The sequence below is a fragment of the Acidovorax sp. FG60 genome (assembly GCF_057808995.1).
This window is the reverse complement of the sequence record NZ_JBMDJC010000013.1, coordinates 62,440-85,713: the sequence shown is the minus strand read 5'-3', so window position 1 is coordinate 85,713 and position 23,274 is coordinate 62,440. Positions and strand designations below refer to the sequence as shown.

The following is a 23,274-nucleotide window of genomic DNA, read 5'->3' as shown; positions in this document are numbered from 1 at the left end:
GCCTGGGGTCAGTGGGCCAGGTGCAGGCCACACTCGCGGTTGTCTTCGCCCTTGGTGGGGTCCACATAGTCGAAGTTGTTGGGCAGGCCGTGCTTCACGCAGTATTCGTGCAGCTCCTTGGACGACCAGTGCAGCAGCGGCGCGACCTTGATCAGGCCATCGGGGTTGATGCTGACCGGGTCCATTTGGGCGCGCACGGCGGTGTCGGTGGCGCGCAGAGCGGCGAACCAGACCTTGGGCGCCGTTTCGCGCAGGGCGCGGGCAAAGGGTTCCAGCTTCACTTCTTCGGTAAAGGCTGCGTGGCGTGGGTCATCCAGCGCGGGGGTGGCGCCTTCCACGGCTTCACGGTGCGCGCGTGAGCGGCGTGGCAGGTAGATCTGCAGCTTCAGGCCCAGTTGCTTTGTCACCTCGTCGGCAAAGCGGTAGGTGGCTTCGGTGTTGTAGCCGTTGTCCATCCACACCACCGGCACATCAGGGTTGACCTGCGTGACCATGTGCAGGATCACTGCCTCGAATGGGCGGAAGTTGGTGGTGACGATGGTGGGCTGGCCCAGCCCCAGCGCCCAGGCCACCAGGTCTGGTGCGTTGCGGCCGAGGTCGGCGTTGATGCGTGCGAGATCGATTTGGCTCATGGTGCAGGGCTTGTGGGTTGGGTTCTCAGGCGGCGGCGCGGTGGGCAAACAGCGGCTGGGGATTGACGGCGTCGCCCTGGTAGAAGCCTGGGAACAGCTCGAATTGGCGCTGGGCATCGGCGGCATCCACCCCCTCGGCCAGCACCGCGCTGCTAAAGCCCGTGCGCTGCATTTGCACGAGTTGGTCGATCAGCACATCACCCGTGGCGCGGATTTCGCCAGCAAAGCCACGGCGGCGGCGCAGCAAAAAGGCTTGGCTGAACGCACGGCCATCGGTGAAGTTGGGGAAGTGCAGGTCCACGCGGGCAACGCCTTCAAGCGGCAGTTGCAGGGCATCGGCATCGTTGGCCAGGGCCACCACGCGGGTGTCGCCTTCGGTGGGCGGCTGGTGGTCTTGGGAGGCAAGGATTTTCATGGTGTCGTCTGTCAATGCAGTGGGCGTGGCTCAGGCGGTGGCCAGCGCTTCGGGGTCAGGGTGGCGAGCGGACTTGGCGGCTTCCTTGAACGGGTCCAGGCCGGTGCGGCGCACGGTGTTCTGGAAGGTCTCGCCGCTTTCGCGCAGGTCGCGGTAGGTGCTGAGCACCGCCTCGATCACGTCGGGCACTTCGGCCGCAGAGAACGAGGGGCCGATCACCTTGCCCGCCACGGCAGCGCCCGACAGGTCGGAACCATCGGAGCCGCCCAGCGTGACCTGGTACCACTCCTTGCCGTCCTTATCCACGCCCAGGATGCCGATGTGGCCGCTGTGGTGGTGGCCGCAGCTGTTGATGCAGCCGCTGATGTGCAGGTCGATCTCGCCGATGTCATCCAGCTCGTCCAGGTCCTGGTAGCGCTGGGTGATGGCCTCGGCAATCGGCAGCGAGCGGGCATTTGCCAGCGCGCAGAAGTCGCCGCCGGGGCAGGCGATCATGTCGGTGAGCAACTGCACGTTGGCACTGGCCAGGCCCAGGGCCTTGGCCTCTTGCCACAGGTCAAACAGGCGGCTGGCGTGCACCCAGGGCAGCAGCACGTTCTGGTCGTGCGTCACGCGGGCTTCTCCGGCGGAGTATTTGTCCACCAGGTCGGCCAGGGCGATCAGTTGTTCGCTGGTGGCATCACCCGGCGACTGGCCGGGGCGCTTGAACGACAGTGTGACGGCGCGCAGTTGCGGGTTTTGGTGCGGGTGCACATTGCGCTGCAGCCAGCGGCCGAACGTCACGTGCTCTGCCGCCAGTGCGTCCAGCGATGCCTGCAGTGCTGAGGGGGGCACATCGGCAATGTTGGCCAGCTTCGGCGTCACAAAGCAGGCGGCCACGCGGTCAAACTCAGCCTGCGGAATGGTGTGGGGGCCACCGTCGATCTCGACGATCTGGCGGTACTCTTCTTCCACATCGTCGATGTACTGCTGGCCTTCGGCCTTGACCAAAATCTTGATGCGGGCCTTGTACTTGTTGTCGCGGCGGCCGTGCTCGTTGTACACGCGCACGATGGCCTCGATGTAATTCATGATCTGGTTCCAGGGCAGGAACTCGCGGATCACGGTGCCAATCACCGGCGTGCGACCCATGCCACCGCCCACAAACACCTTGAAGCCGATCTCGCCCTGCTCATTCTTGAGCAGGTGCAGGCCCACGTCGTGCCAGCCCGTGGCGGCGCGGTCGTCCTTGGCACCGCTGATGGCGATCTTGAACTTGCGTGGCAAAAAAGCGAACTCGGGGTGCAGCGTGGTCCACTGGCGGATGATTTCCGCATAGGGGCGCGGGTCCACGATCTCGTCCACGGCAATGCCGGCCAGGGCATCGGTGGTGGTGTTGCGGATGCAGTTGCCGCTGGTCTGGATGCCGTGCATGTCCACAGTGGCCAGCAGGTCCATCACATCCGCACTTTTGGACAGCGGAATCCAGTTGAACTGCACATTGGTGCGGGTAGTGAAGTGGGCGCAGTTCTTGGGCAGGAAGGTGGTGCCCAGCTTGCCCTGGCCTTCCATGGCGGCCTTGAAGACGGCCGCTTCGGGCTCGTCGTATTCGCGGGCGATCTGGGCCAGCACGCGCAGCTGGCGGCTGGCGATTTCGCCGTAAGGCACAGCCACGCGCAGCATGGGGGCGTAGCGCTGCACATACCAGCCGTTTTGCAGGCGCAGTGGGCGGAAGTTGTCTTCGGGCAGCTTGCCGGTCTGCCAGCGCGTGAGCTGGTCACGGAATTGCTGTGCCCGCTGTTGCACAAATTGTCGGTCGAATTCTGTGTATTGGTACATCGTGGTCAGTGCAGTTCAGTGCGTGCAACTCAAATCAAGATCAGTTTGAAGCCCGCCCAGGCGAGCAACAGCGAGAGGATGGAGCGAATCAGGCGCTCAGGCGTGCGGGTCACCAGGCGCGAACCCAGCCAGATGCCCGGCAGTGAGCCAGCCAGCAATTGTGCAAGCAAAGGCCAGTCCACCGAGCCCAGCGAGGCGTGGCCGAGGCCCGCCACCAAGGTCAGGGGCACGGCATACGCAATGTCGGCACCAATGATGCGCGGCAGGGGCAGCATGGGGTAGACCAGCAGCAACACCGTGACGCCAATGGCGCCCGCGCCCACCGAGGTAAAGGTGACCAGCGTACCGATGACGGCACCCATCAGCACAGGCAGGCTCCAGTGGCGAGGGCGTGTGGGGTCGCCCGTGTGGCTCTTGCGGGCTGCGGCTTCGGCCGCCTGGCGCTGGGCAGAAAACGCCACCACCTTATAGAGCGTGGCCGCTGCCGTCAGCAGCAGGGCAAAACCCAGGGTGGTGGTCATCACACGCTGCGCGGTGCTGCTGGCCGGGCCCATCACCTTGAGCGCCCACAGCGCCAGCAACGCGGCCGGAATGCTGCCTGCGCAAAGCTGGCCCACCACTTTCCAGGGCACCAGGCGCTGGCGGGCCAGGCTGACGGTGCCGCCCATCTTGGTGAAGGCCGCGAACAGCAGGTCGGTGCCCACGGCCATGTGGGGCTTGATGCCAAAGAAGAAAATCAGGATCGGCGTCATCAGCGAGCCACCGCCCACGCCGGTCAGGCCCACAATCAGCCCGACCGCAAAGCCCGCAAAAACAAACGCCAATTCATGCATGGGTGCGAATGTAGGGGAGAGGCTTATGGAAGCAAACTATTGTTTCGCTCTGCTGATATGTCAATTTGCTTATAAGCAAGTGTGGGCGCGGTTTTTTAACGCGTTTTCAGCGTTTACAGACGCTCCGTTCCCAGCGCCCTGGCCAGCTTGGCGTCCAGCGGCAGGGGCTCACCTTGCAGGCGGGCTGCCAGCAGCTCGCCACAGAGCAGCGCCAGCGTCAGCCCCCGCGCGCCCATGGCGGTGTTGACCCACAGGCCCGGAAGGTCCGTGGCGTCCACAGGGCCGACGATGGGCAGGCGATCCGGCGCGGTGCAGCGCACGGCGGCCCAGGTTTTCAGGGCAGGCGGCGCTGCTGGCCCCCCTTCGGGTTCTGACGCTGCGGTGGGGGGAGCGAGCGACGCTTGGTGGAACGCGGGCGCCAATTGCGGTGCTATTGCGGGCAGCAGTGCCTGCAATTTGCCCCAGTTGGTGGCATGGGCTGCCTGAACGTCGGCGGCGCTGGGCGGCAGGGCCTGCACATCCCGCTCAAACGTGGAGCCCATTACCCAACCCCAGCCCTGGCGGCCACCCGCATCGCCGCCGAGCGGAAAGCGGGGCACCAGGTTGCCGTTGCCGTTGGCCGGAAACGGCAGCAGCGGCGCCGCAGGGTCTGCATGGTCCCCCCACGACACCTGCCCCCGAACCGGCTGCAAAGGCCAGCGGTGGTTGAGCAGCTCCAGACTGCCAGCGCCCGCCGCAATGACCACTGTGGGTGCCTCGGCCAGCACCTGGCCCTGGGCGTCCAGCGCCTGCCAGACCGTGGTGGCCGGGTGGTCATCGGCGGCGGGGGGCTCTGCGCGTCGTAGCTGTGCCACCTGGCACCTCCCTTGCCAGCGTATGCCGGGCTGCGCCAGCAAGGCCGAGGCCAGGCGGGCAGGGCGCACCCAGCCTGCCTGGTGGTGCCAGCAGGCCGTGGCATCGGGCGGTAGCTGAGCGGCAGCCAGGGCGGCGGGGGACGCAGGCTCGCTCCAGGCGGCGCCTGGCCCTTGGTCCCAATCGGGCGACAGGCCGGGCGTGCCGTCGGTGCGGTGCTCCAGCACCCCGCAATGGGCCCAGTCCATGCCCTCGCTCAGCAGCCAGCGGGCCTGCTCCAGCGTTGTGCGGATACCGCTGCGCGACAGGCGCGACAGCATACTGTCGTCGGGCGACACATGCGGCGCAAACACCCCGGCGGGCAGGGCCGATGCGCCTGCGGCGGGCTCGGGTGCCTGGTCCAGCACCGTGACCAGCCAGCCGCGCCGGGCCAGGCTGGCGGCGGCGGCGGCGCCTGCAATGCCCCCGCCGATCACGATGCAGGGGCCGGGTGGGGATGGGTCGGGTGTCGCCCCCGCTTGGCGCGTGGTGCGAGGCTCCCAGCGCGGGTTGTAGGTGGCGTGCAGGTTGTCGCGCTTGGGCGGCACGCCGGGCACGCGGTTCACTTCAAAGCCACATTGCGCCAAGCCATCGCGCACGGCGCGTGCGATGGTCCAGGTGGCGAGCTGTGTACCGCGATGGCAACAGCGCGCCACTGCCTTCAGAGTGTGCAGGTCCCAGCTTTCGGGGTTGCGCTGGGGGCTGAAGCCGTCGAGGTAGATGGAGTCCACCGTCAGGTTCTGCTGGCGCAGCATGGCTTGGGTGTCGCCCACATACAGGGTGAGCAGCACCCGGCCGTCATCAAAACGCAGGCGGTGCACGCCCGGCAGCAGGCCCCACCACTGGCGGTGCAATGCCTCAGCCAGCGGCGCCAGCTCGGGGTGGACCGAGGTGGCTCGCAGCAGGTCGCCGGCACTCACGGGCCAGGCTTCTGTCGATACGAAGTGCAGCAGCGTGGGGCGCTGCGGGTCGGCGCGCCAGGCGGCCCAGGTCACCAGGAAATTCAGGCCAAAGCCAAACCCGGTTTCCAGAATGCGCCACTGCGATTGCCCCGCCCAGGCCTCGGGCAGGCCGCAGCCGTGCAGAAACACCCTGCGGGCCTGGGTGAGGCCGCCGTTTTCGCTGTGGTAGCGGTCGCCGAAGCGGGGGCTGTAGGGGGTGCCGTCCGGCAGCCACTCGATGGGTTCAGTCATGGAAACGGCAAAAGGCCGGCGTGGCGCCGGCCTGTTGGAAAGAGAAGGCGGTTTTTACCGCGAACCGCTCCAGGGTGCGTTGCGCTGCGTCACGCGCCGGGCGGGACATATCCCGCCGCAGCGTCAGCACCGCTGCCAAAAAAGTGGTTTTAGCGAAACCACTTTTTGCAGCGCTGCACTGCGCTTCGCTCCATTACGCACTGGGCGGGACGTATCCCGCCGCGGCATCTGCACCGCTGCCGAAAAAGTGATTCTCCATCTGGCGCGCCAGGTACTGGCGGGCGCGCGCATCGGCCAGGTTCAGGCGGTTTTCATTGACCAGCATGGTCTGGTGCTTGAGCCAGCCTGCCCAGGCTTCCTTGCTCACGCTTTCCCAGATGCGTTTGCCCAGTTCGCCGGGGTAGGGGGGGAAGTCGAGGCCTTCGGCTTCCTTGCCGAGCTTGATGCATTGAACGGTGCGTGCCATGGGAATTCCTTGTAGTGGGGGCGAGCAAAAAAGGTTTCGCTCAGATGATTTGGATATTAAGAACTGAAATCTCAGTAGTTCCAGTTTTGAAGAGGGCCTTCCAGAATGCGTTCCATCGGTGATTTGCACCGCAACACATTCACAAAAGAGGCCCTCCCATGAACTTTCGCCGCGACTTTATCAAGTTTCCCTTCGCCGCCGCCCTGGTGGGCAGTTTGGCCCTGACGGCATTGCCGTCGTTTGCACAGTCTGTGACGCTGCTCAATGTGTCGTACGACCCGACGCGCGAGCTGTATGTGGAGTTCAACCAGGCGTTTGCCAAGCACTGGAAGGCCAAGACCGGCCAGGACGTGACCATCAAGCAAAGCCACGGCGGCTCGGGCAAGCAGGCCCGCTCCATCATCGACGGGCTGGACGCCGACGTGGCCACGCTGGCCCTGGCGGGCGACACCGATGCGCTGCACACCAATGGCGGCTGGATTCCGAAAGACTGGCAAAAGCGCTTGCCGCACAACAGCTCGCCCTACACCAGCACCATCGTGCTTGTGGTGCGCCAGGGCAACCCCAAGGGCATCAAGGACTGGGACGACCTGGTGCGCGCCGACGTGAAGGTGATCACGCCCAACCCCAAGACCTCGGGCGGCGCGCGCTGGAACTACCTGGCCGCGTGGGAGTTTGCCAAGCGCAAGTACGGTGGCGACGCCAAGGCCAAGGACTTCGTGGCCAAGCTGTATGGCAACGTGCCTGTGCTCGACACCGGCGCGCGCGGCTCCACCATCACGTTTGCGCAGCGCAACCAGGGTGACGTGCTGATTGCGTGGGAGAACGAGGCCTACCTGCTCGAAAAGGAGTTCGGCACCAAGTTCGACGTGATCGCGCCTTCGATCTCCATCCTGGCCGAACCCGCCGTGTCGGTGGTGGACAAGAACGTGGACAAGAAGGGCACCCGTGCCGTGGCCGAGGCCTATCTGCAGTACCTGTACACCGAAGAAGGCCAGGACATTGCAGGCAAACATTTCTACCGCCCGGCTGTGTCCGACAAGGCCAAGGCCAAGTACGCCAAGCAGTTCCCCAAGCTGAACCTGTTCACCATCAACGACGCGTTCGGTGGCTGGGACAAGGCGGCCAAGGAGCACTTTGCGGACAACGCCAGCTTTGACCAGATCTACACCAAAAAATAGGCTCACCCCGAAGCGGCCTGCGGCCGCCTCCCCTCAAGGGGCGCCACCGCTGGACCGGCGAAGCCGGATCCAGGGTGGCGCTGGTCTGACCACGCCCTCTGGAATCCTCTCTTATGTCCGCTCTTCTCATCGCCGGTAGCCCCTCCGAGCGTTCCCGCTCCGCCGCCCTGCTGGATGCCGTGGCCCAGCGCCTCTCGGTGCGTGGTGCGCTGGTGGACCGCATCCACATCCGCGACCTCTCGCCCCAGGCGCTGCTGCTGGCCGACTTTGGCCACCCCACGGTGGTGCATGCCATCGACCAGGTGGCCGATGCCAGCGTGCTGGTGGTGGCCACCCCGGTCTACAAGGCGGCCTACAGCGGCGTGCTCAAGGTGTTTCTGGACCTGCTGCCGCAAACGGCCCTCAAGGGCAAGGTCGTGCTGCCCCTGGCCACGGGCGGCAGCCCGCACCACATGCTGGCGCTCGACTACGCGCTGCGGCCCGTGCTGCAGTCTCTGGGCGCCAAAAGCATCTTGCCCGGCATCTACGCCACCGATGCCCAGGTCACGCTGACGCCCGAGGGCAGCTACCACGTGCAGGCCGACATTGCCGCCCGGCTGGACGACGCGGTGAACGTGCTGGTGACCGAAACCCTGCGCCCGTCGCCCGCCCAGGCCACCCGGTTTGCGCCGGTGCCGTTCTCGCAGGTGCGATGTAGCGTCTGACGCGGGCCTGGCGCTGCGGCAAGCCCGCAGTGCCAGCGCCACCTTCCTTCCCCTTCATTTTCATTTTTGATTTGCTGCGCCGGGTGCGCGGGCAAGGCGGTGTGCCGCCTGCTACCAACCCAGCCCGCTCGCCCATCCATCACCTGTTTTGAATCTGGAATCCGCACCATGAACGAACTGAACCGCTTCTCCCTGCAACGCCGCCAACTGCTGGCTGCGGTTGCTGCCACGACCGCCACCGTCGCAACGCCCCAGGCCTGGTCGCAAAACGCTGGCCGCGTGCTGCGCGTGGGCCACCAAAAGGGCTGGCTCTCCATCCTCAAGGGCCGTGGCACGCTCGAAAAGCGCCTGGCCACGCTGGGTGTAAAGGTGACCTGGACCGAGTTCAACGCGGGCCCCGTGCAGCTCGAAGCCCTCAATGTCGGCTCCATCGACTTCGGCGACGTGGGCGAGGCCCCGCCCATCTTTGCCCAGGCGGCAGGCGCCCCGCTGGTCTACGCCGGTGCCACCGTGCCGCGCCCTGCGCTGGAGGCCGTGATCGTTCCCGGCGGTTCGCCGATCCGCAGCGTGGCCGACCTCAAAGGCAAGCGCGTGGCCTACAACAAGGGCTCCAACGTGCAGTATTTCCTGGTCAAGCTGCTGGAGAAGAACGGCCTGAAATACGGCGACGTGCAATCCATCTTCCTGGCCCCGGCCGACGCGCGGGCCGCGTTTGAACGCGGCGCGATCGATGCCTGGATCATCTGGGACCCCTTCCTCGCCGCCGCGCAAAAGCAGCTCGATGCGCGTCTGCTGGTCGATGCCACGGGCGTGGTCAACAACCGCGCCTACTACTTCACCTCGCGCGACTTCGCCACCAAGAACGCCGACGTGCTGCGCATCGCCATCGAAGAAGTCAACGCCATCGACACCTGGGCGTCCAAAAACAAGGACGCCGCGGCGGCCGAGCTGTCTGCCGTGCTGGGTCTGGACAAATCCATCACCGACCTGTACCTGAGCCGCGCCCGTTTCGGCACCGCGTCCGTCACGCGCGAGATCCTGGCTGAGCAGCAGGCGATTGCCGACACCTTCTTCGACCTCAAGCTCATCCCCAAAAAGCTCAACCTGCTGCACGCCGCGCCGGTTGATCTGCTGTGACCCGGGCCATGAAAGGACACATCGCCATGACCCACCTCACCGTCCACCCAGAGCGCCGCCGCGCACTGCAGCTGCTGGGCGTTACCGCTTTCAGCTGGGCGCTGGCCGGCCGCTATGCCCACGCGCAAAGCGCCGCCGTGCAAGGGCCCGAGCAACTGCGCATTGGTTATCAGAAGTCGGCCGTCAACCTCGTCATCCTGAAGCAGCAGGGCGTGCTGGAAAAACGCTTTCCGGGCACGCGGATCAGCTGGCTGGAGTTCCCGGCCGGGCCGCAGCTGCTGGAGGCGCTGTCGGTCGGCAGCCTCGAATTCGGCCTGACCGGCGACTCGCCCCCCGTGTTCGCCCAGGCCGCTGGCAAAGACCTGCTCTACGTGGGCGCCGAGCCACCCAAGCCCGACAGCTCCGCGCTGCTGGTGCTCAATGATTCGCCACTGCGCACCCTGGCCGACATCAAGGGCCGCCGCGTGGCAGTGCAAAAAGGCAGCAGCGCGCACTACCTGCTGGTCAAGGCGGTCGAGCGGGCAGGGCTGCAGTGGGCCGACATCCAACCGGTCTACCTCACACCCGCCGATGCCCGCGCCGCGTTCGAGCGCAAAAGCGTCGATGCCTGGGCCATCTGGGACCCCTTCTACGCCGCCACCGAGCTGGCCATCCAGCCCCGCGTGCTGGCCACGGGGCGCGACCTGGCCAGCAGCAACAACTCTTTCTACCTGGCGGCCCGCCCCTTCGTGCAGGCCCACCCCCAGGTGCTGCGCGTGCTATTTGAAGAACTCAGCCGTGCCGACCGCCTGGCGCAAGAGGCGCGCAAGGACGCGATCAAGCTGATTGCCGACTTCAGCGGCCTGGACGCGGGCGTGGTGAGCCTGTTCATCCAGCGCCGTCCCTCGTCGCCCGTGGGGCTGTTCAGCAACGCCACGGTGGCCGACCAGCAGCGTGTGGCCGACGCGTTCTTCAAGCTGGGCCTGATCCCCAAACCCGTGAACGTGGCCGACATCGTGTGGCGGCCAGCGGCTGCGCAACTGGCTGCTGCCACCTCCAAGCCCTGAGTCACATCCGCCACATCCAACCCATATCTATTCCGAGGCATTCATGAAAATTTTCTGGTTCATCCCCACCCATGGCGACAGCCGGTATCTCGGCACCGCCAAAGGCGCACGCCAGCTCAACCACGACTACCTCAAGCAGGTCGCGGTGGCGGCCGACAGCCTGGGCTACGAGGGTGTGCTCATCCCCACCGGCCGCTCGTGCGAAGACCCGTGGGTGGTGGCGGCCAGCCTGCTGCCCGTCACGCGCAACCTCAAGTTTCTGGTGGCCGTGCGCCCTGGCCTGCACCAGCCCGCGCTGGCTGCGCGCATGGCGGCCACGTTCGATCGCCTGTCCGGCGGGCGCCTGCTCATCAACCTGGTCACAGGCGGCGACCAGGCCGAGCTGGAGGGCGACGGCGTGTTCCTGGACCACGCCACGCGCTACGAACAGTCGGCCGAGTTCATCCGCATCTGGCGCGAGATTCTGGCGCGCAGCCACCGGGGCGAGAGCCTGGACTTTGAAGGCCAGCACCTCTCGGTGAAAGGGGCCAAGCTGCTCTTTCCGCCGTTGCAGAAGCCCCACCCGCCCGTGTACTTTGGCGGCTCGTCGCCCGCCGCACACGACCTGGCGGCCGAGCAGGTCGAGACCTACCTGACATGGGGCGAGCCACCGGCCGAAGTGGCGAAGAAGGTGGCCGACGTGCGCGCCCGTGCCGCCAAACACGGCCGCACCGTCAACTTCGGCATCCGCCTGCACGTCATCGTGCGCGAGACCGAGGAACAGGCCTGGGCCGCTGCCGAAGAACTCATCAGCCATGTGACCGACGACACCGTGGTGCGCGCCCAGGCCGTGTTTGCACGCATGGACTCCGAAGGCCAGCGCCGCATGGCGTCCCTCCATGCGGGCGGCGCCAAGCGCAGTCGCAAGGACCTGGAGATCAGCCCCAACCTGTGGGCGGGCGTGGGCTTGGTGCGTGGCGGTGCAGGCACCGCTCTGGTGGGCGACCCGCAGACCGTGGCTGCGCGCATTGAGGAATACGCAGCGCTGGGGCTGGACACTTTTGTGCTGTCGGGCTATCCGCACCTGGACGAGGCCTACCGCTTTGCCGAGCTGGTGTTCCCGCTGCTGCCCCTGCCGCTGCGCAACCAACTGGCCAGCGGCAACCCCTTGTTTGGCAACCCACTGGGCCCGTTTGGCGAAACCGTGGCCAACGACTTTGTGCCGCGCGCGTCGCAAAGCTGACTTGTCCCGGAACCGGAACTCTCCATGACACACACCGCAAGAGAACTGCAGGTATCCCCGGTGGCCGACGCCGTGGACCTGCCCATCGAAGGGCCGTTTTTGCCCGCACCCGTGGCCCGCTTTCTCGCCAGCGTCGCACAGCGCCTGTTGCCTTGGGCCGTGCCCATCGGCCTCATCGCGCTGTGGCAGATCGCATCGTCACAGGGCTGGTTGTCTACGCGTGTGCTGCCCGCACCGCTGGAGGTCGTCAAGGCCGCGTGGACGCTGGCCGCTTCGGGCGAACTGTGGACCCACGTCCAGGTCAGCGCGGGCCGTGCGCTGGCCGGGCTAGCCGTTGGCGGCGGCCTGGGACTGGCGCTGGGCCTGCTCACCGGCTCGGTCAAGCTGTTCGAAACGCTGCTCGACTCCACCATCCAGATGGTGCGCAACATCCCTGCGTTGGCGCTCATCCCGCTGGTGATCCTGTGGTTCGGCATCGACGAATCGGCCAAGCTGTTCCTCATCAGCGTGTCGGTGTTCTTCCCCATCTACCTCAACACCTTTCACGGCATCCGCAATGTGGACCCGGGGCTGATCGAGATGGGCCGCACCTATGGCCTTGGCCGCTGGCAGCTCTACCGGCAGATCATCCTGCCCGGGGCGCTCTCCAGCATCCTGGTGGGGCTGCGCTTCTCGCTGGGGTTGATGTGGGTGATCCTGATCGTGGCCGAGACCATCTCGGCGCAGGCGGGCATCGGCTACCTCACGATGAACGCGCGGGAGTTTCTACAGACCGACATCGTGCTCGTGGGCATCCTGCTGTATGCGCTGCTGGGCAAGCTGGCCGACGTCTTCGCCAAGGGGTTGGAGCGCTACTGGCTGAGGTGGCATCCCGGATACCAGGCGTGACACCCCCTGAGGCGCTGCGCGCCTTCCCCCCGCTCTCGCTTCGCGGGCAGGGGGACGACGCACTCGCTGCGGGGCGGCCCTTGCTCTGCGTCCCTCGCATGGGGCCACGCCCTCAGCAAGGTCCTGTGTCAGATTACTCACATTTTTATAGCTGCTAGCGCTTGATATATAAGCGCGGGAGGCCATTTTGACCACTATTACATCTCCACAACCCCAAGGCGTGCGCCTGGAAGTGCGCGGCGTGGACAAACGCTACGGCACGCGCGACGTGCTCAAGAAGACCGAGCTGGTCATCGAACCCGGCCAGTTCGTCGCCATTGTGGGCCGCAGCGGCTGCGGCAAGAGCACACTGTTGCGCCTGGTGGCGGGGCTTGAAACTGTCTCCGGCGGCGCGATCCACCTCGATGGCCAGGACGTTGCAGGCCTGAGCGGCGACACCCGCATCATGTTTCAGGACTCGCGCCTCTTGCCCTGGAAGCGCGTGCAGGACAACGTGGCCTTGGGCCTGCCGCCCGCGCAGCGTGGCGCAGCCGCCGACGTGCTGGCCCGCGTGGGCCTGGGCGATCGGTTGACCGAGTGGCCCGCGCGCCTGTCTGGCGGTCAGCGCCAACGCGTGGCCCTGGCGCGTGCCCTGGTGCACAACCCGCGCCTTCTGCTGCTCGATGAACCCTTGGGCGCGCTGGATGCGCTCACCCGCATAGAGATGCACCGCCTCATCGAAGGCCTGTGGCGCAGCAGCGGCTTCACCGCGCTGCTGGTCACCCACGACGTGCAAGAGGCCGTGGCCCTGGCCGACCGCGTGATCCTGATCGAAGACGGCCAGATCGCACTGGACCAGCGCATCGACCTGCCACGCCCCCGCTCACATGGCGACGGCACGTTTGCCGCCATCGAAAAACGCATCCTCGACCGGGTGCTGCAAAAGCCCGAGGGGGAGCCTGCGCACGAGGTTTCCTGGCCCGGCGTGCCTGCGCATGGCTTGCGCTGGGCGGTCTGATTTCTCTCTCTCTCTTTTCGTTTGCTTGTTTTTCTTTCACTGACCTCTTTTTCAACGGACTATTCAAGGAGAACCCCATGTCCATTCAAGCCATCAACGTACGCAACCAGTTCAAGGGCAAGGTCCGCGAAATCATCCGCGGCGACGTCGTCTCCGAGGTCGATGTCGAGACGCCATGGGGCGTCGTCACCTCGGTCATCACCACCCGCTCGGTGGACGACCTGGGCCTCATCGTCGGCTCCGACGTGGTCGCGCTGGTCAAGTCCACGGAGGTGTCGATTGCGAAGCTGTGAGGCAACCGTGGTCCGGGAAATTTGAGTGAAATTGGGCTCCAGCGCTTGATAGGTAAGCGCTGGCCCTTTGAATGAAAACTGGACTTTTGTCTTGGGTGGGTGCGTCCAGACTGGACCGATCGTGAAAAAAAGCTCGTTCACGGTTTGTCGTCAGTGTGGATTTTCTATTGAATCCAAAGACGGTTGCGCTACACGGCAACCAATTGGTCGTTACCCAGTTCATTCAGGTCTTTGACGCCTATCAAAGCCATGTCCCTGTGTATCTCGTCGCGCAGCAGGTCGATCGCATAGGTGACGCCAGCTTGGCCTGCCACCGCTGCGGCATAGGCCATAGGACGTCCCACGAAAACGTGGTCCGCTCCCAATGCAAGCGCCTTGATGACGTCGGTACCCCGTCGAATACCACTGTCCAGCATCAGTGCCATGGACCCTTTGGCCTTTGCGGCCTCCGCAAGCACCAGAAGGGGCGGCACTGTTCCATCGAGCTGGCGGCCACCATGGTTGGACAGGATCACGCCATCGGCACCCACTTGCTCCGCGCGTTTCACGTCGTTTGCGGATATCAAACCCTTGATCACCAGCTTCCCTTGCCAGAGCTCGCGAATGAGCGCAAGGTGATCCCAGTTCAGGTGGTCGCGCAAGCCAAACTGCCGCACTACATTGCTGGAAATGATGGGGACGCCTCTGCCTGGGCCTGCGTTCTCGAAGTGCGGAATTCCATTCTTCACAAGAGTGCGGCCAAGCGTTCCGATCAACCAGCGTGGCCGCACCAGGCCATCCCAAGCCAGCCGCAGGCTGGGGCGCAAAGGCGTTGAAAAGCCGACACGGACATTGTTTTCGCGGTTCGCCAGCGTGGCTGTGTCCACGGTGATGACCAAGGTCTTGAACCCAGCGTTTGCGACGCGCTCGAGCAGACCTTCGATGTGCGCAGTCTCGCCAGGAATGTAGGCCTGGAACCAGGCGCAGGTGGGTGCTGCCTGCGCCACACGCTCCATGCGCGTCAACGATGCGCCGCTGAGCACATAGGGGATACCTGCTGCTTCGGCCGCTCTCGCCATGGCAACGTCACCATCAAAGGAAAACAAGGCACACAGCCCCATTGGAGCGATGCCAAAGGGTGCTTTGTAGGTTTGGCCCATGAGATGGCGAGATTGACTACGCAGAGAGACGTCTACCAAAACGTTCGTGCGAAACATCCATTTGCGATACGCCCCTGAATTGGCTTGCAGCGTCACGTTGTCTTCAACCCCACCTTGGAGATACCCAAAAATAGGGCGAGGCAGGACGCGGCGGGCAGCGGGTTCCAGGTCACCCAGAGAGAGAACGGTGCGCAATATCGGCGGCAGGTGTCGACGCGCATTTGGCGCGGGGCCGAGCTGCTGTCGCGGTGGATTTTTTGTCATGCGGATTCCTTCGGCGGCATGCGGTGCTGCAGGCCCGGGCGCATTGGAATCCAGTCGAAGCGTATCGGCAATGCGTTACGCTGTGCGTAACATCACGGATGCCAGGTTGCCCTCAAGGCGGTTGCTGGAACTCCCCCCAACGCCAAACCAAGTTGTCGAGCGGCAGCCACCGTGATGGGTGCGAGTTTGCGCAGGGCCACAGGTGTCAGCCGCTCCACAGGGCCGGAAGTACTGACTGCTCCGAGCACCATGCCCTGGCCACCGCGCACCGCTGCGGCAACAGCAGCGGCGCCAGTGGAACGTTCGGCGCGGGCCCAGTGAAACCCTCTGCGCCGGATGCGTTCGTAGAGATCGCCGGGCTCTCCCAGCGCCGCCAGAATCGCTCGCCCTGGGGCGCCAAGCTCCAGAGGCAGCAATTCTCCTGAGCGCGGATGATCTGGCCTCGCATTCGGACCGTCACAACGCATCAGGCAACTGCGCAGATTGCCCTCATGCACATAGAACGAAGCGCTCTCTCCGGTCTCTGCTGCAAGCCGAACCAGGATGGGCTCGATGACCGAGCCGACGTCGAATTGGGCCTGGTAGCGTGATCCGATCCAGCCCGCGGCGGGGCCCAACCGCCAAGCGCCGTCTTCGCGCTGTACCAGGAAGCGTGAAAGCGCCAGTGTGCGAGCCAGCCTCAGCGCGGTCGGCTTGTGCATGCCAGTGCGTCGCGCCAACTCGGTCAGCGAGAGGAAGACTTCATCGCCGCCGTCGAACGCTTTCAGCAGTGACATGGCACGGACCACCGCATGAACATGTTCGCGCCCCGGTTCCTGGCTAATGTCCGCAGGACTCTTGGAACTAGGGCGGGCAGAGGAGGAGGCTGGGGGCGTTGAGGAGCGGGAACTTTTAGCCATAAACCGATGATAGTTGTTACGCATGGCGTAACGCGTTGTTGCCGCTTGGAAGTCGCATGATCATTCTGGCCCCGACAACCTATAAGGAGACAAGCCCATGGGTATTCCTACGCACTTCAGCCGGCGCCGCGTTCTCGGCGCTGCCGCGTTTCTGCCGTTCGCTGCAAAGGCTCAGGACAACTACCCCAGCAAGCCTATCCGGATGATCATCCCGTTTGCCGCTGGTGGTGCAACCGATGTGCTGGGGCGCGATCTTGGTCAGGCAATGGCCCCCGCTCTCGGACAATCTTTCGTCGTCGAGAACATGGGTGGTGGAGCTGGCGTGCCGGCGCTCAACAACGTGTCGCGTGCAGCGCCCGATGGGTATACGGTCCTCTTCTGCGCCTCTGGGAACATCACCGCGCAACCACTGCTCTCCAAGAACCGCATCGATATCCTCAGCCAGGTTACGCCGGTCGGCATGATTGCCTCAGCGGCTCACGTGTTGGTGGTCAGTGACAAGGCGCCTTTCAAGTCCTTGCCGGAGTTGATCGCCTACGCGAAGGCCCATCCTGGCGAGGTCAACTTCGGATCTGCCGGCGTTGGAGGCCTGGCCCATCTGGGAACTGAACTGCTGGCTCGCAGCGCTGGCATCAAAGTCACCCACATTCCGTACAAAGGTGCCTCCGCTGCAAACAACGACTTGGTCGCCGGCCAGATTCATGCCATCTTCGGCACCATGCCGTCGTTTATGGCGATGATCGAGAAGGGGGCTTTGCACGCCGTTGGAATTACTGCAGCGAGCAACTCGCGGCCGCTGAAGGGGTTGCCGCTTATCTCGAAGACCGTGCCCGGGTTTTCTTACAGTTCGTGGAACGCAATCTTTGCACCAGCGCGTACCCCTGCTGGCGCCATCGACAAGCTCTACACCGCAATGCGGACGGCCGCGCAAAACCCTGGTTTGAAACATCGATTCGATGACCAGGGGGTTGACGTCGCCCTTGCAGGTCCTGACGATTTGCAAAAAATGGTGGTCAAGGAGCGTGCAGTTTGGGAGAAGGTTATCCGTGACGCTCGTATCGAGTTGAACTGATATCTGGAGCTGCAATGGCAGCCGTTTTCCGGCTGAATGTGAGCGGGGTCGAACATAAGGCCACCGCACTCCATGGTGGAGAGGTTTTCAGCCCGCGTCCCGCGGTTCTGCCGTGAAGCGCCTGGCCACCGATCTGCCGGTGCGCCGCGTCAAGGCGGGTTCGCCGCGTTTGCCGAGTTATCCCAACCCGGCCGCGCTACCGGACTCCTTGCGCCTGTTCACGAACAGTCCTGCACCACCACATCCTTGACCACGGCCAGCGCCCGGGCCAGGTCTTCAAGCGCCACCGACCCCAGCGCGATGCGCAGCGCGTGGGGCACATGGGTGGTGGTGGCAAACCCTTCGGCGGTCGACACGGACACCCCGCGTTCTGCCAGGGTGGCGGCGATGCGGTCGGCCCGTTGGTCGTCGCCCAGTGGCAGCCAGATGAAGTAGGAGTTCGGGTGCCGTACCAATTTCAACCCCGCCAGCGCCCGGGTGGCAATGGCCTGGCGCTGCGCGGTGTCTGCGCGTTTGTCGGCCTCCAGTCGGGCCACGGTGCCGTCTTCGATCCAGCCGCAGGCGATGGCGGTGACGACTCCGGCCGTGTTCCAAGCGGTGGCACGCACGGCGCGCTCGACGGGGCCGATCAGTTCGTGCGATGTGGCCACAAAGCCAAACCGCAAGCCCGTGGCCACGTTCTTGGACAGGCTGGAGAGGTACACCGTGCGCTCGGGGGCCAGCGCCGCGATGGGGGGCGGCGCCTCGGGCGCGAGGTAGGCATAGGGTGCGTCCTCGATCACCAGCAGGTCGTGTGCGCGCGCCATGCCCACCAGGCGCTTGCGGGCGCGGGCGCCCATCACGCAGCCCAGCGGGTTGTGCAGGGTGGGCATGGTGTAGATGGCGCGCACGGGCCGGGTCTCGCACAGGCGCTGTAAGGCGTCCAGGTCGGTGCCAGCGGGGCCCATGGGTACCGGGGCCAGGTCCAGCCGCAGGCGTTCTGCCAGCACGCGAAAGCCGGGGTAGGTGAGGGCGTCTACCGCCACCACGTCGCCGGGGTTGAGCAGGCCCATGGCCGCCACGGCCATGCCGTGCTGCGCGCCGTTGACGATGAGCACCTGCTCGCCCGCCACTTGCAGCTGGCGCGTCTTCAGGTGCCCGGCCACGATGGCGCGTTCGTGCGGCCGGCCGCCGTAGGGGTGGTAGTGCAGCAGCGATTCCAGGTCGCCGGAGGCGGCCAGCTTGCGCAGGGCATCCCGCAGCAGGTCTGCCTGGCCCGGCACGCTGGGGTTGTTGAACGAGAGGTCTGCGGCGCTGGGCGCGGGCGTGGTGAGGTCGGCGTCGGCACCGCGCGGGGAGGCGGGGTCTCGCACAAAGGTGCCGCGCCCGGTTTCGCCCACCACCAGGCCGATGGCCTCCAGCTCGGCATACACGCGGCTGGCCGTGGCCAGCGCCAGGCCATGCCGCTGGGCCAGTGCGCGGTGGGTGGGCAGGCGTGTGCCCGGCCGCAGCAGCCCCGTGCGGATGTCCGACGCCAGTGCGTCCACCACTTGCTTGTACCGAACCTGGCCCATGGCGTTGTGCCCCTGCGTTGAAACGTATCTATGACAATTTTTTGATTGTATTGAATGCCGTCGATAGGATGCGCTTCGCACATTCCGTGCCTCATTCACTCTCCTTTCCGCTACAGAACAGGACTCCATCGCCATGCGCATCGCCATCCTGACCTTCGACGGTTTCAACGAACTCGACTCCCTGATTGCCCTGGGCCTGCTCAACCGGGTGAAGAAACCGGGGTGGGAGGTGTCGCTGTGCTGCCCTACAGACCAGGTGCGTTCCATGAACGGCGTGACGGTGCAGGCCCAGTCGCTGCTGCCCTATGCGCGGTCGGCCGATGCCGTGCTGGTGGGCAGCGGCATGAAGACCCGCGAGGTGGTGCAGGACGCCGCCCTGATGGCGGAGCTCGACTTCGATCCGGCTCGCCAGTTGCTGGGCGCCCAGTGTTCGGGGGCTTTGATCCTGGCCAAGTTGGGGCTGCTTGACGGCGTGCCGGCCTGCACCGACCTGACCACGAAACCCTGGGTGCAAGAGGCTGGTGTCACCGTGCTGAACCAGCCTTTCTTTGCCAAGGGAAACGTGGCCACGGCGGGCGGGTGCCTGTCGGCGCAGTACCTGGCCGCCTGGTTGATCGCGAGGCTGGCAGGGCCCGAGGCGGCCCGCGAGGTCATCCACTACTTTGCCCCGGTGGGCGAGAAGGAGGAATATGTCGCCCGCGCCCTGGGACATATCGAAAACCAGGGTGCCACAACGAGCTGCTGATCCGCGCGCGCACCTGCAAAAGGCATAGCTCAGGCCTGCAGCGTGCTGCAAGCCCCTCGGTGGCGCTGGGTGGCGGCTAGAGGCGCTGGGTAGGCGCAGTCTTTACGCCGCACTCAGGGCCAAGGCCGGGACGCGGCCGCGCATCCTGCCACCGCCACCCCCATGGCCCGGCAGCGTGAATACCGCCACGGCGTTCACCAGATCCTGTGCCTGGGTGCGCATGTTGTTGGCGGCGGCGGCCATTTCTTCGACCAGCGCCGCGTTTTGCTGGGTGGCCTGGTCGATCTGGCTGACTGCTTCGCCGATCTGGGTGACGCCGGTGCTTTGTTCGCTGCTGGCGGCAGTGATCTCGCCCACGATGCCGGTGACGCTGCGGATGGCGTTGACCACTTCGGTCATGGTGGCACCGGCTTTGTCCACCTGTGCGGTGCCACGTGCCACACGCTCCACGCTGGTGGAGATCAGGAGCTTGATTTCCTTGGCCGCGTCGGCCGAACGGCCGGCCAGGCTGCGCACCTCGCTGGCCACCACGGCAAAGCCCCGGCCTTGCTCGCCGGCCCGTGCGGCTTCCACGGCCGCGTTCAGAGCCAGGATATTCGTCTGAAAGGCAATGCCGTCGATCACGCCAATGATGTCGGCGATTTTCTGGGAGCTTTCGTGGATGCCCTTCATGGTCTGCACCACCTCGGCCACCATAGCACCGCCTTCGGCCGCCACTGTGCTGGCGCTCAAGGCCAGCCGGTTGGCCTGGAGGGCATGGTCTGCGTTTTGTCGCACCGTGCTGCTCAGTTGCTCGGTGGAGGCGGCGGTTTCCTGTAGCGCGCTGGCCTGGTGTTCGGTGCGGCTGCTCAGGTCCAGATTGCCCTGGGCGATCTCGGTGCTGGCGTTGGCCACGCTGTCGGAGGTCTGGCGCACACTTGCCACCACGTTGGACAGGCTGGCCTGCATAGCCGCCAGGGCCTGCATCACGGCTGCCACCTCGTCCTTGCCGCTGGTGTCGATGGGCTGGCTCAAGTCGCCATGGGCCACCGCATCCGCCACTTGTCCGGCCCGCTGCAGCGGCCGCGTGATGCCACGCACCAGGGCCACACCAAAGAGTGCGGCAAACAGCACCCCGAGGGCGATCGAGCCAATCACGATCCAGCGGATGGTGCCAAACCGCTGCACGGCAGCGTCGTACTCGTCCCGGGCTTCCTTTTGGGTCAGGGCCAGCAGCGCACCCATGTCGCTGCCTATGGGGTCGTACAGGTCGTCGAACTTGCGCACCACCAACACCCGCGCCGTGGCCACGTCGGCGTCCTTCAGCGCTGCCAGCGCGGGGGCCAGCCCCTCTTTCATGATCTTCTGGCGCTGCTCGCCAATGGCCTGGATGTACTTCTGCCGCTCGGGGCTCATGGCGGTGGCCAGCAAAGCCTCCCAGGCCTGGTCGCTCTTGCCGATGTTGGCCTCTGCCTCTTCAATGGCCTTGGCCACTTTCTCCGGTGCTGGCGACAGCAGCGCGTTGGATACCAACTGCCGATTGCGGGTGGTCAGGTAGCGAAAGTCGGCTACCGCCCGCTGGGCCTGCATGCGGTTCTGGTACATCGACTCCATCGCCGCGTTGGACCTGGCGATGCCAAACAGGCCGATGGCCCCCAGCGCTACGAGCAGGGCAGAGAGCACGCCCACCAGCACCAGCAGTCTCGTGAATATCTTGAAATTTCTCATGCACGGTCCCTCTTGCCGTTTGTGTCACTGAATATTCAGAATACCGTGCGAGGCACCCCCGTTTGGCTTGAAACAGCGCCGAAAACGGTTGATTTCAGGGTAAATCGGGGTGTGTTTTTTGGACGCGTGCGATTGCCGTTTCGGCATCCCTGCGGTGCGCGTACTGGCTCTTCATCAGCGCGTAGAGACGGGGCGCTCAAGACCTATCGGGTTCTGATTGAGGTCAGAATGGGCACATCCACAGTCCTCCATTCAGTACCACGATGTCCGACCTTGACCCTGATGCCCAGCACCATATGCGCCTATTGGTGGACCAGGTTCCGTCGATGCTCGCGTATTGGGACAGCCAACTGATGTGCCGGTTCGCCAATCAGGCCTACGAGCGATGGTTTGGCGTATGCCGCGAGAAGCTGCTGGGCACCTCCATTCGCGATCTGCTGGGCCCGGAGTTGTTCGCGAAAAACGAGCCTTACATTCGCGGAGCGCTGGCGGGCAAACGGCAGATATTCGAGCGGATCGTACCGGGGCCAGGGGGGGTGCAGAGAAACAGCTTGGCGGAGTACATCCCGCATATCGTCGATGGCGTCGTGCAGGGTTTCATGGTGCAGGTCACCGAACTGACCGAGCTGAAGCAAATCCAGGAAGCCCTGCGCCGGGAACAGGAGCAGCGTGCACAGATCGAAAAGCATGCCGCCGAGGTGGAGGTGCTGCTGCGGGAACGCACGGAAATGCTCTACGTTCTTGCCCACGAAGTGAGGCAACCGCTGAACAACGCCTCCGCCGCAATGCAGAGCGCTCAGGCCGAGATGCGTGGTGCGGGCATGGGCGGGGCGTCGGAGCGGGTTGTGCAAGCCCAAGCCGTCATCGGCCAAGTGTTGACCAGCATCGACAACACCCTTGCCGTCGCCTCGCTGCTGGCGCGGCCGGACTCCATTGCGCTGGATGACACGGACATTGACACGTGGATACGCATCGTCATCGCGGATTTGCCCGAAAGCGAACGCAACCGCATCCAGGTGCTCAGGGAGACGACCACACGGACGGTGCTCATGGACATGAGCCTGATGCGACTGGCCCTGCGCAACATCCTGTCAAACGCATTGAAGTTCAGCCCCAAGGGATCGCGGGTGGTGGTGCGGGTGGCTGATTCAGACGAGCCGTTGGCTTTGATCGTGGATGTGACCGACACGGGGCCGGGCTTTTCTTCAGAGCTACGGGACAAACTCTTCACGCGCGGCGCACGAGGCGATCACAAGAATGCTGGTCACGGACTCGGCCTTTACATCGCCCGACAGGTCATGCAGTTGCACGGCAGCACCGTCGAAGTCATAGGCCCGGCAGCTGAAGGGACCACCCTGAGGTTGACCATCCACCAATCGGAGATGAGCGAATAGCGCAGGCGCGCAGTCACATCATGCGCAGCGGAGCGCGAAAAACGTAGCCCACCCCGGATTTGGTTTGTAGGGGCACGGCTCCTGGCGTCGCACGCTCGATGCGCCGACGGAGCCGAAAAATGGTGCCGTTCAGCCCCCCTGATGCCTCAAAGTCTGCAGTTTTGCCCAGTTGGGCGAGCAAGGTCTCGCGGGGCACGACCTCTCCGTTGGCTTTGACGAAGCACTCGATCAGGGTTCGGTCCACATCGCTCAGGTCCACCACGGCACCATCGGGTGCAATCAATTGACCAACGCGTCCGTCCAGCCGCCACATGCTTTGAATGGGATCAATGGCGCTGGCCCGCCGTTGCACGGCTTCTATGGCCAGCGCGACCTGCTCGAAAACCACAGGTTTTGTCAAATACATATCCGCTCCGGCGCGAATGACTTCCTTGAAGGTATCCGCCAAGGCGCGTCCTGAAACGACCAGAACCCCTGCATTGGTGCGCATGCGCAGGACTTTGATCAACTCCGTTCCGTCAATGCCGGGCAGCATCAGGTCGGCAATGTAGAAGTTGAAACCGTAGGGATCTGGGTGCGCGAGGAAGTCGCGACCATCAGCGAACGTACTCACGACGATCCCCTCGCCGCGCAAATAGCCGGCTAGGCCATCCACATACACCTGGTCGTCATCGATCAGGGTCAGGGTTTTGGGGAACATGTATCAAAGGGAGGGAGCGGGAGGGGCAGTTTAACCACAGCGTAGTGCATCGATGAGACGCAATATTTTCTTATTGCAAATAAAT

At 64.8% G+C, this 23,274-nt stretch carries 22 protein-coding genes; 11 read left to right on the top strand and 11 right to left on the bottom strand.

What is annotated here, in order from left to right; translation table 11 throughout:
- Window positions 1–8 precede the first annotated feature (8 nt).
- The 6 genes from ACODS0_RS18925 to ACODS0_RS18900 form a co-directional block, all read right to left on the bottom strand.
- A complete protein-coding gene (locus ACODS0_RS18925; protein ID WP_488836453.1) occupies window positions 9–632 on the bottom strand; it encodes a phosphoadenosine phosphosulfate reductase domain-containing protein in 624 nt (207 codons plus the stop codon).
- Window positions 633–657: 25 nt separating this feature from the next.
- Window positions 658–1,047 carry a DUF934 domain-containing protein gene (locus tag ACODS0_RS18920; protein ID WP_488836451.1) on the bottom strand — a complete coding sequence of 130 codons (390 nt, stop codon included), beginning with the start codon at window positions 1,045–1,047 and terminating at the stop codon, window positions 658–660.
- A 30-nt stretch (window positions 1,048–1,077) separates the two neighbouring features.
- A complete protein-coding gene (locus ACODS0_RS18915) occupies window positions 1,078–2,865 on the bottom strand; it encodes a nitrite/sulfite reductase (protein ID WP_488836449.1) in 1,788 nt (595 codons plus the stop codon).
- Between the two features lie 29 nt (window positions 2,866–2,894).
- The gene (locus ACODS0_RS18910) at window positions 2,895–3,698 is read right to left on the bottom strand and encodes a sulfite exporter TauE/SafE family protein (RefSeq protein WP_055393880.1); all 804 of its coding nucleotides are present in this window, start codon (window positions 3,696–3,698) and stop codon (window positions 2,895–2,897) included.
- 113 nt (window positions 3,699–3,811) lie between these two features.
- Window positions 3,812–5,782: a bifunctional tRNA (5-methylaminomethyl-2-thiouridine)(34)-methyltransferase MnmC2/FAD-dependent 5-carboxymethylaminomethyl-2-thiouridine(34) oxidoreductase MnmC1 gene (gene mnmC, locus ACODS0_RS18905; protein WP_488836447.1), complete on the bottom strand. Its 1,971-nt coding sequence runs from the start codon at window positions 5,780–5,782 to the stop codon at window positions 3,812–3,814.
- A gap of 193 nt (window positions 5,783–5,975) precedes the next feature.
- Window positions 5,976–6,248, bottom strand: a complete 273-nt coding sequence (locus ACODS0_RS18900) for an oxidative damage protection protein (protein WP_015013765.1) — start codon at window positions 6,246–6,248, stop codon at window positions 5,976–5,978.
- A gap of 158 nt (window positions 6,249–6,406) precedes the next feature.
- On the opposite strand from ACODS0_RS18900, the gene ACODS0_RS18895 reads away from it, so the two are divergent.
- The 8 genes from ACODS0_RS18895 to ACODS0_RS18860 all read left to right on the top strand — a co-directional run bounded on the left by ACODS0_RS18895 (window position 6,407) and on the right by ACODS0_RS18860 (window position 13,716).
- The gene (locus ACODS0_RS18895; RefSeq protein WP_488836445.1) at window positions 6,407–7,429 is read left to right on the top strand and encodes a sulfate ABC transporter substrate-binding protein; all 1,023 of its coding nucleotides are present in this window, start codon (window positions 6,407–6,409) and stop codon (window positions 7,427–7,429) included.
- A 113-nt stretch (window positions 7,430–7,542) separates the two neighbouring features.
- Window positions 7,543–8,133, top strand: coding sequence for an NADPH-dependent FMN reductase (ssuE, locus tag ACODS0_RS18890; RefSeq protein ID WP_121419843.1), 591 nt, complete (start codon window positions 7,543–7,545; stop codon window positions 8,131–8,133).
- A gap of 168 nt (window positions 8,134–8,301) precedes the next feature.
- On the top strand, window positions 8,302–9,270 hold the full coding sequence (locus ACODS0_RS18885; RefSeq protein WP_488836443.1) for a sulfonate ABC transporter substrate-binding protein: 969 nt from the start codon (window positions 8,302–8,304) through the stop codon (window positions 9,268–9,270).
- 26 nt (window positions 9,271–9,296) lie between these two features.
- Complete coding sequence (locus ACODS0_RS18880; protein ID WP_488836441.1) at window positions 9,297–10,316, top strand: sulfonate ABC transporter substrate-binding protein; 1,020 nt, start codon at window positions 9,297–9,299, stop codon at window positions 10,314–10,316.
- A 43-nt stretch (window positions 10,317–10,359) separates the two neighbouring features.
- Window positions 10,360–11,538 carry an FMNH2-dependent alkanesulfonate monooxygenase gene (ssuD, locus tag ACODS0_RS18875; RefSeq protein ID WP_431152769.1) on the top strand — a complete coding sequence of 393 codons (1,179 nt, stop codon included), beginning with the start codon at window positions 10,360–10,362 and terminating at the stop codon, window positions 11,536–11,538.
- A 24-nt stretch (window positions 11,539–11,562) separates the two neighbouring features.
- Window positions 11,563–12,426, top strand: a complete 864-nt coding sequence (ssuC, locus tag ACODS0_RS18870) for an aliphatic sulfonate ABC transporter permease SsuC (RefSeq protein WP_121506673.1) — start codon at window positions 11,563–11,565, stop codon at window positions 12,424–12,426.
- A gap of 187 nt (window positions 12,427–12,613) precedes the next feature.
- On the top strand, window positions 12,614–13,423 hold the full coding sequence (locus tag ACODS0_RS18865; RefSeq protein ID WP_488836439.1) for an ATP-binding cassette domain-containing protein: 810 nt from the start codon (window positions 12,614–12,616) through the stop codon (window positions 13,421–13,423).
- A 77-nt stretch (window positions 13,424–13,500) separates the two neighbouring features.
- Window positions 13,501–13,716: a TOBE domain-containing protein gene (locus ACODS0_RS18860; protein WP_055393898.1), complete on the top strand. Its 216-nt coding sequence runs from the start codon at window positions 13,501–13,503 to the stop codon at window positions 13,714–13,716.
- 188 nt (window positions 13,717–13,904) lie between these two features.
- Here the strand turns inward: ACODS0_RS18860 and ACODS0_RS18855 are convergent, their stop codons facing one another.
- Window positions 13,905–15,119 carry an alpha-hydroxy acid oxidase gene (locus ACODS0_RS18855; RefSeq protein ID WP_488836438.1) on the bottom strand — a complete coding sequence of 405 codons (1,215 nt, stop codon included), beginning with the start codon at window positions 15,117–15,119 and terminating at the stop codon, window positions 13,905–13,907.
- 92 nt (window positions 15,120–15,211) lie between these two features.
- Window positions 15,212–16,018: an IclR family transcriptional regulator gene (locus ACODS0_RS18850; protein WP_121508717.1), complete on the bottom strand. Its 807-nt coding sequence runs from the start codon at window positions 16,016–16,018 to the stop codon at window positions 15,212–15,214.
- Window positions 16,019–16,115: 97 nt separating this feature from the next.
- On the opposite strand from ACODS0_RS18850, the gene ACODS0_RS18845 reads away from it, so the two are divergent.
- Window positions 16,116–17,090 carry a Bug family tripartite tricarboxylate transporter substrate binding protein gene (locus ACODS0_RS18845; RefSeq protein WP_488836436.1) on the top strand — a complete coding sequence of 325 codons (975 nt, stop codon included), beginning with the start codon at window positions 16,116–16,118 and terminating at the stop codon, window positions 17,088–17,090.
- A 218-nt stretch (window positions 17,091–17,308) separates the two neighbouring features.
- Here the strand turns inward: ACODS0_RS18845 and ACODS0_RS18840 are convergent, their stop codons facing one another.
- The gene (locus ACODS0_RS18840; RefSeq protein ID WP_488836434.1) at window positions 17,309–18,643 is read right to left on the bottom strand and encodes an aminotransferase-like domain-containing protein; all 1,335 of its coding nucleotides are present in this window, start codon (window positions 18,641–18,643) and stop codon (window positions 17,309–17,311) included.
- A 133-nt stretch (window positions 18,644–18,776) separates the two neighbouring features.
- Here ACODS0_RS18840 and ACODS0_RS18835 point away from each other — a divergent pair, with 133 nt between their 5' ends.
- The gene (locus ACODS0_RS18835; protein WP_488836432.1) at window positions 18,777–19,388 is read left to right on the top strand and encodes a DJ-1/PfpI family protein; all 612 of its coding nucleotides are present in this window, start codon (window positions 18,777–18,779) and stop codon (window positions 19,386–19,388) included.
- A gap of 102 nt (window positions 19,389–19,490) precedes the next feature.
- Here the strand turns inward: ACODS0_RS18835 and ACODS0_RS18830 are convergent, their stop codons facing one another.
- A complete protein-coding gene (locus ACODS0_RS18830) occupies window positions 19,491–21,095 on the bottom strand; it encodes a methyl-accepting chemotaxis protein (RefSeq protein ID WP_488836430.1) in 1,605 nt (534 codons plus the stop codon).
- A gap of 263 nt (window positions 21,096–21,358) precedes the next feature.
- Here ACODS0_RS18830 and ACODS0_RS18825 point away from each other — a divergent pair, with 263 nt between their 5' ends.
- A complete protein-coding gene (locus ACODS0_RS18825) occupies window positions 21,359–22,489 on the top strand; it encodes a sensor histidine kinase (protein WP_488836428.1) in 1,131 nt (376 codons plus the stop codon).
- Window positions 22,490–22,502: 13 nt separating this feature from the next.
- Here ACODS0_RS18825 and ACODS0_RS18820 read toward each other — a convergent pair whose 3' ends face one another.
- Complete coding sequence (locus tag ACODS0_RS18820; protein ID WP_488836426.1) at window positions 22,503–23,189, bottom strand: response regulator transcription factor; 687 nt, start codon at window positions 23,187–23,189, stop codon at window positions 22,503–22,505.
- Between the last annotated feature and the right edge of the window lie 85 nt (window positions 23,190–23,274).

What these genes read in the sequence shown, in the direction of transcription:
- ACODS0_RS18925 (WP_488836453.1), bottom strand. Translation starts at nt 632, where the DNA reads ATGAGCCAAATCGATCTCGCACGCATCAACGCCGACCTCGGCCGCAAC.
- ACODS0_RS18920 (WP_488836451.1), bottom strand. Translation starts at nt 1,047, where the DNA reads ATGAAAATCCTTGCCTCCCAAGACCACCAGCCGCCCACCGAAGGCGAC.
- ACODS0_RS18915 (WP_488836449.1), bottom strand. Translation starts at nt 2,865, where the DNA reads ATGTACCAATACACAGAATTCGACCGACAATTTGTGCAACAGCGGGCA.
- ACODS0_RS18910 (WP_055393880.1), bottom strand. Translation starts at nt 3,698, where the DNA reads ATGCATGAATTGGCGTTTGTTTTTGCGGGCTTTGCGGTCGGGCTGATT.
- mnmC (WP_488836447.1), bottom strand. Translation starts at nt 5,782, where the DNA reads ATGACTGAACCCATCGAGTGGCTGCCGGACGGCACCCCCTACAGCCCC.
- ACODS0_RS18900 (WP_015013765.1), bottom strand. Translation starts at nt 6,248, where the DNA reads ATGGCACGCACCGTTCAATGCATCAAGCTCGGCAAGGAAGCCGAAGGC.
- ACODS0_RS18895 (WP_488836445.1), top strand. Translation starts at nt 6,407, where the DNA reads ATGAACTTTCGCCGCGACTTTATCAAGTTTCCCTTCGCCGCCGCCCTG.
- ssuE (WP_121419843.1), top strand. Translation starts at nt 7,543, where the DNA reads ATGTCCGCTCTTCTCATCGCCGGTAGCCCCTCCGAGCGTTCCCGCTCC.
- ACODS0_RS18885 (WP_488836443.1), top strand. Translation starts at nt 8,302, where the DNA reads ATGAACGAACTGAACCGCTTCTCCCTGCAACGCCGCCAACTGCTGGCT.
- ACODS0_RS18880 (WP_488836441.1), top strand. Translation starts at nt 9,297, where the DNA reads ATGACCCACCTCACCGTCCACCCAGAGCGCCGCCGCGCACTGCAGCTG.
- ssuD (WP_431152769.1), top strand. Translation starts at nt 10,360, where the DNA reads ATGAAAATTTTCTGGTTCATCCCCACCCATGGCGACAGCCGGTATCTC.
- ssuC (WP_121506673.1), top strand. Translation starts at nt 11,563, where the DNA reads ATGACACACACCGCAAGAGAACTGCAGGTATCCCCGGTGGCCGACGCC.
- ACODS0_RS18860 (WP_055393898.1), top strand. Translation starts at nt 13,501, where the DNA reads ATGTCCATTCAAGCCATCAACGTACGCAACCAGTTCAAGGGCAAGGTC.
- ACODS0_RS18855 (WP_488836438.1), bottom strand. Translation starts at nt 15,119, where the DNA reads ATGACAAAAAATCCACCGCGACAGCAGCTCGGCCCCGCGCCAAATGCG.
- ACODS0_RS18850 (WP_121508717.1), bottom strand. Translation starts at nt 16,018, where the DNA reads ATGGCTAAAAGTTCCCGCTCCTCAACGCCCCCAGCCTCCTCCTCTGCC.
- ACODS0_RS18845 (WP_488836436.1), top strand. Translation starts at nt 16,116, where the DNA reads ATGGGTATTCCTACGCACTTCAGCCGGCGCCGCGTTCTCGGCGCTGCC.
- ACODS0_RS18840 (WP_488836434.1), bottom strand. Translation starts at nt 18,643, where the DNA reads ATGGGCCAGGTTCGGTACAAGCAAGTGGTGGACGCACTGGCGTCGGAC.
- ACODS0_RS18835 (WP_488836432.1), top strand. Translation starts at nt 18,777, where the DNA reads ATGCGCATCGCCATCCTGACCTTCGACGGTTTCAACGAACTCGACTCC.
- ACODS0_RS18830 (WP_488836430.1), bottom strand. Translation starts at nt 21,095, where the DNA reads ATGAGAAATTTCAAGATATTCACGAGACTGCTGGTGCTGGTGGGCGTG.
- ACODS0_RS18825 (WP_488836428.1), top strand. Translation starts at nt 21,359, where the DNA reads ATGTCCGACCTTGACCCTGATGCCCAGCACCATATGCGCCTATTGGTG.
- ACODS0_RS18820 (WP_488836426.1), bottom strand. Translation starts at nt 23,189, where the DNA reads ATGTTCCCCAAAACCCTGACCCTGATCGATGACGACCAGGTGTATGTG.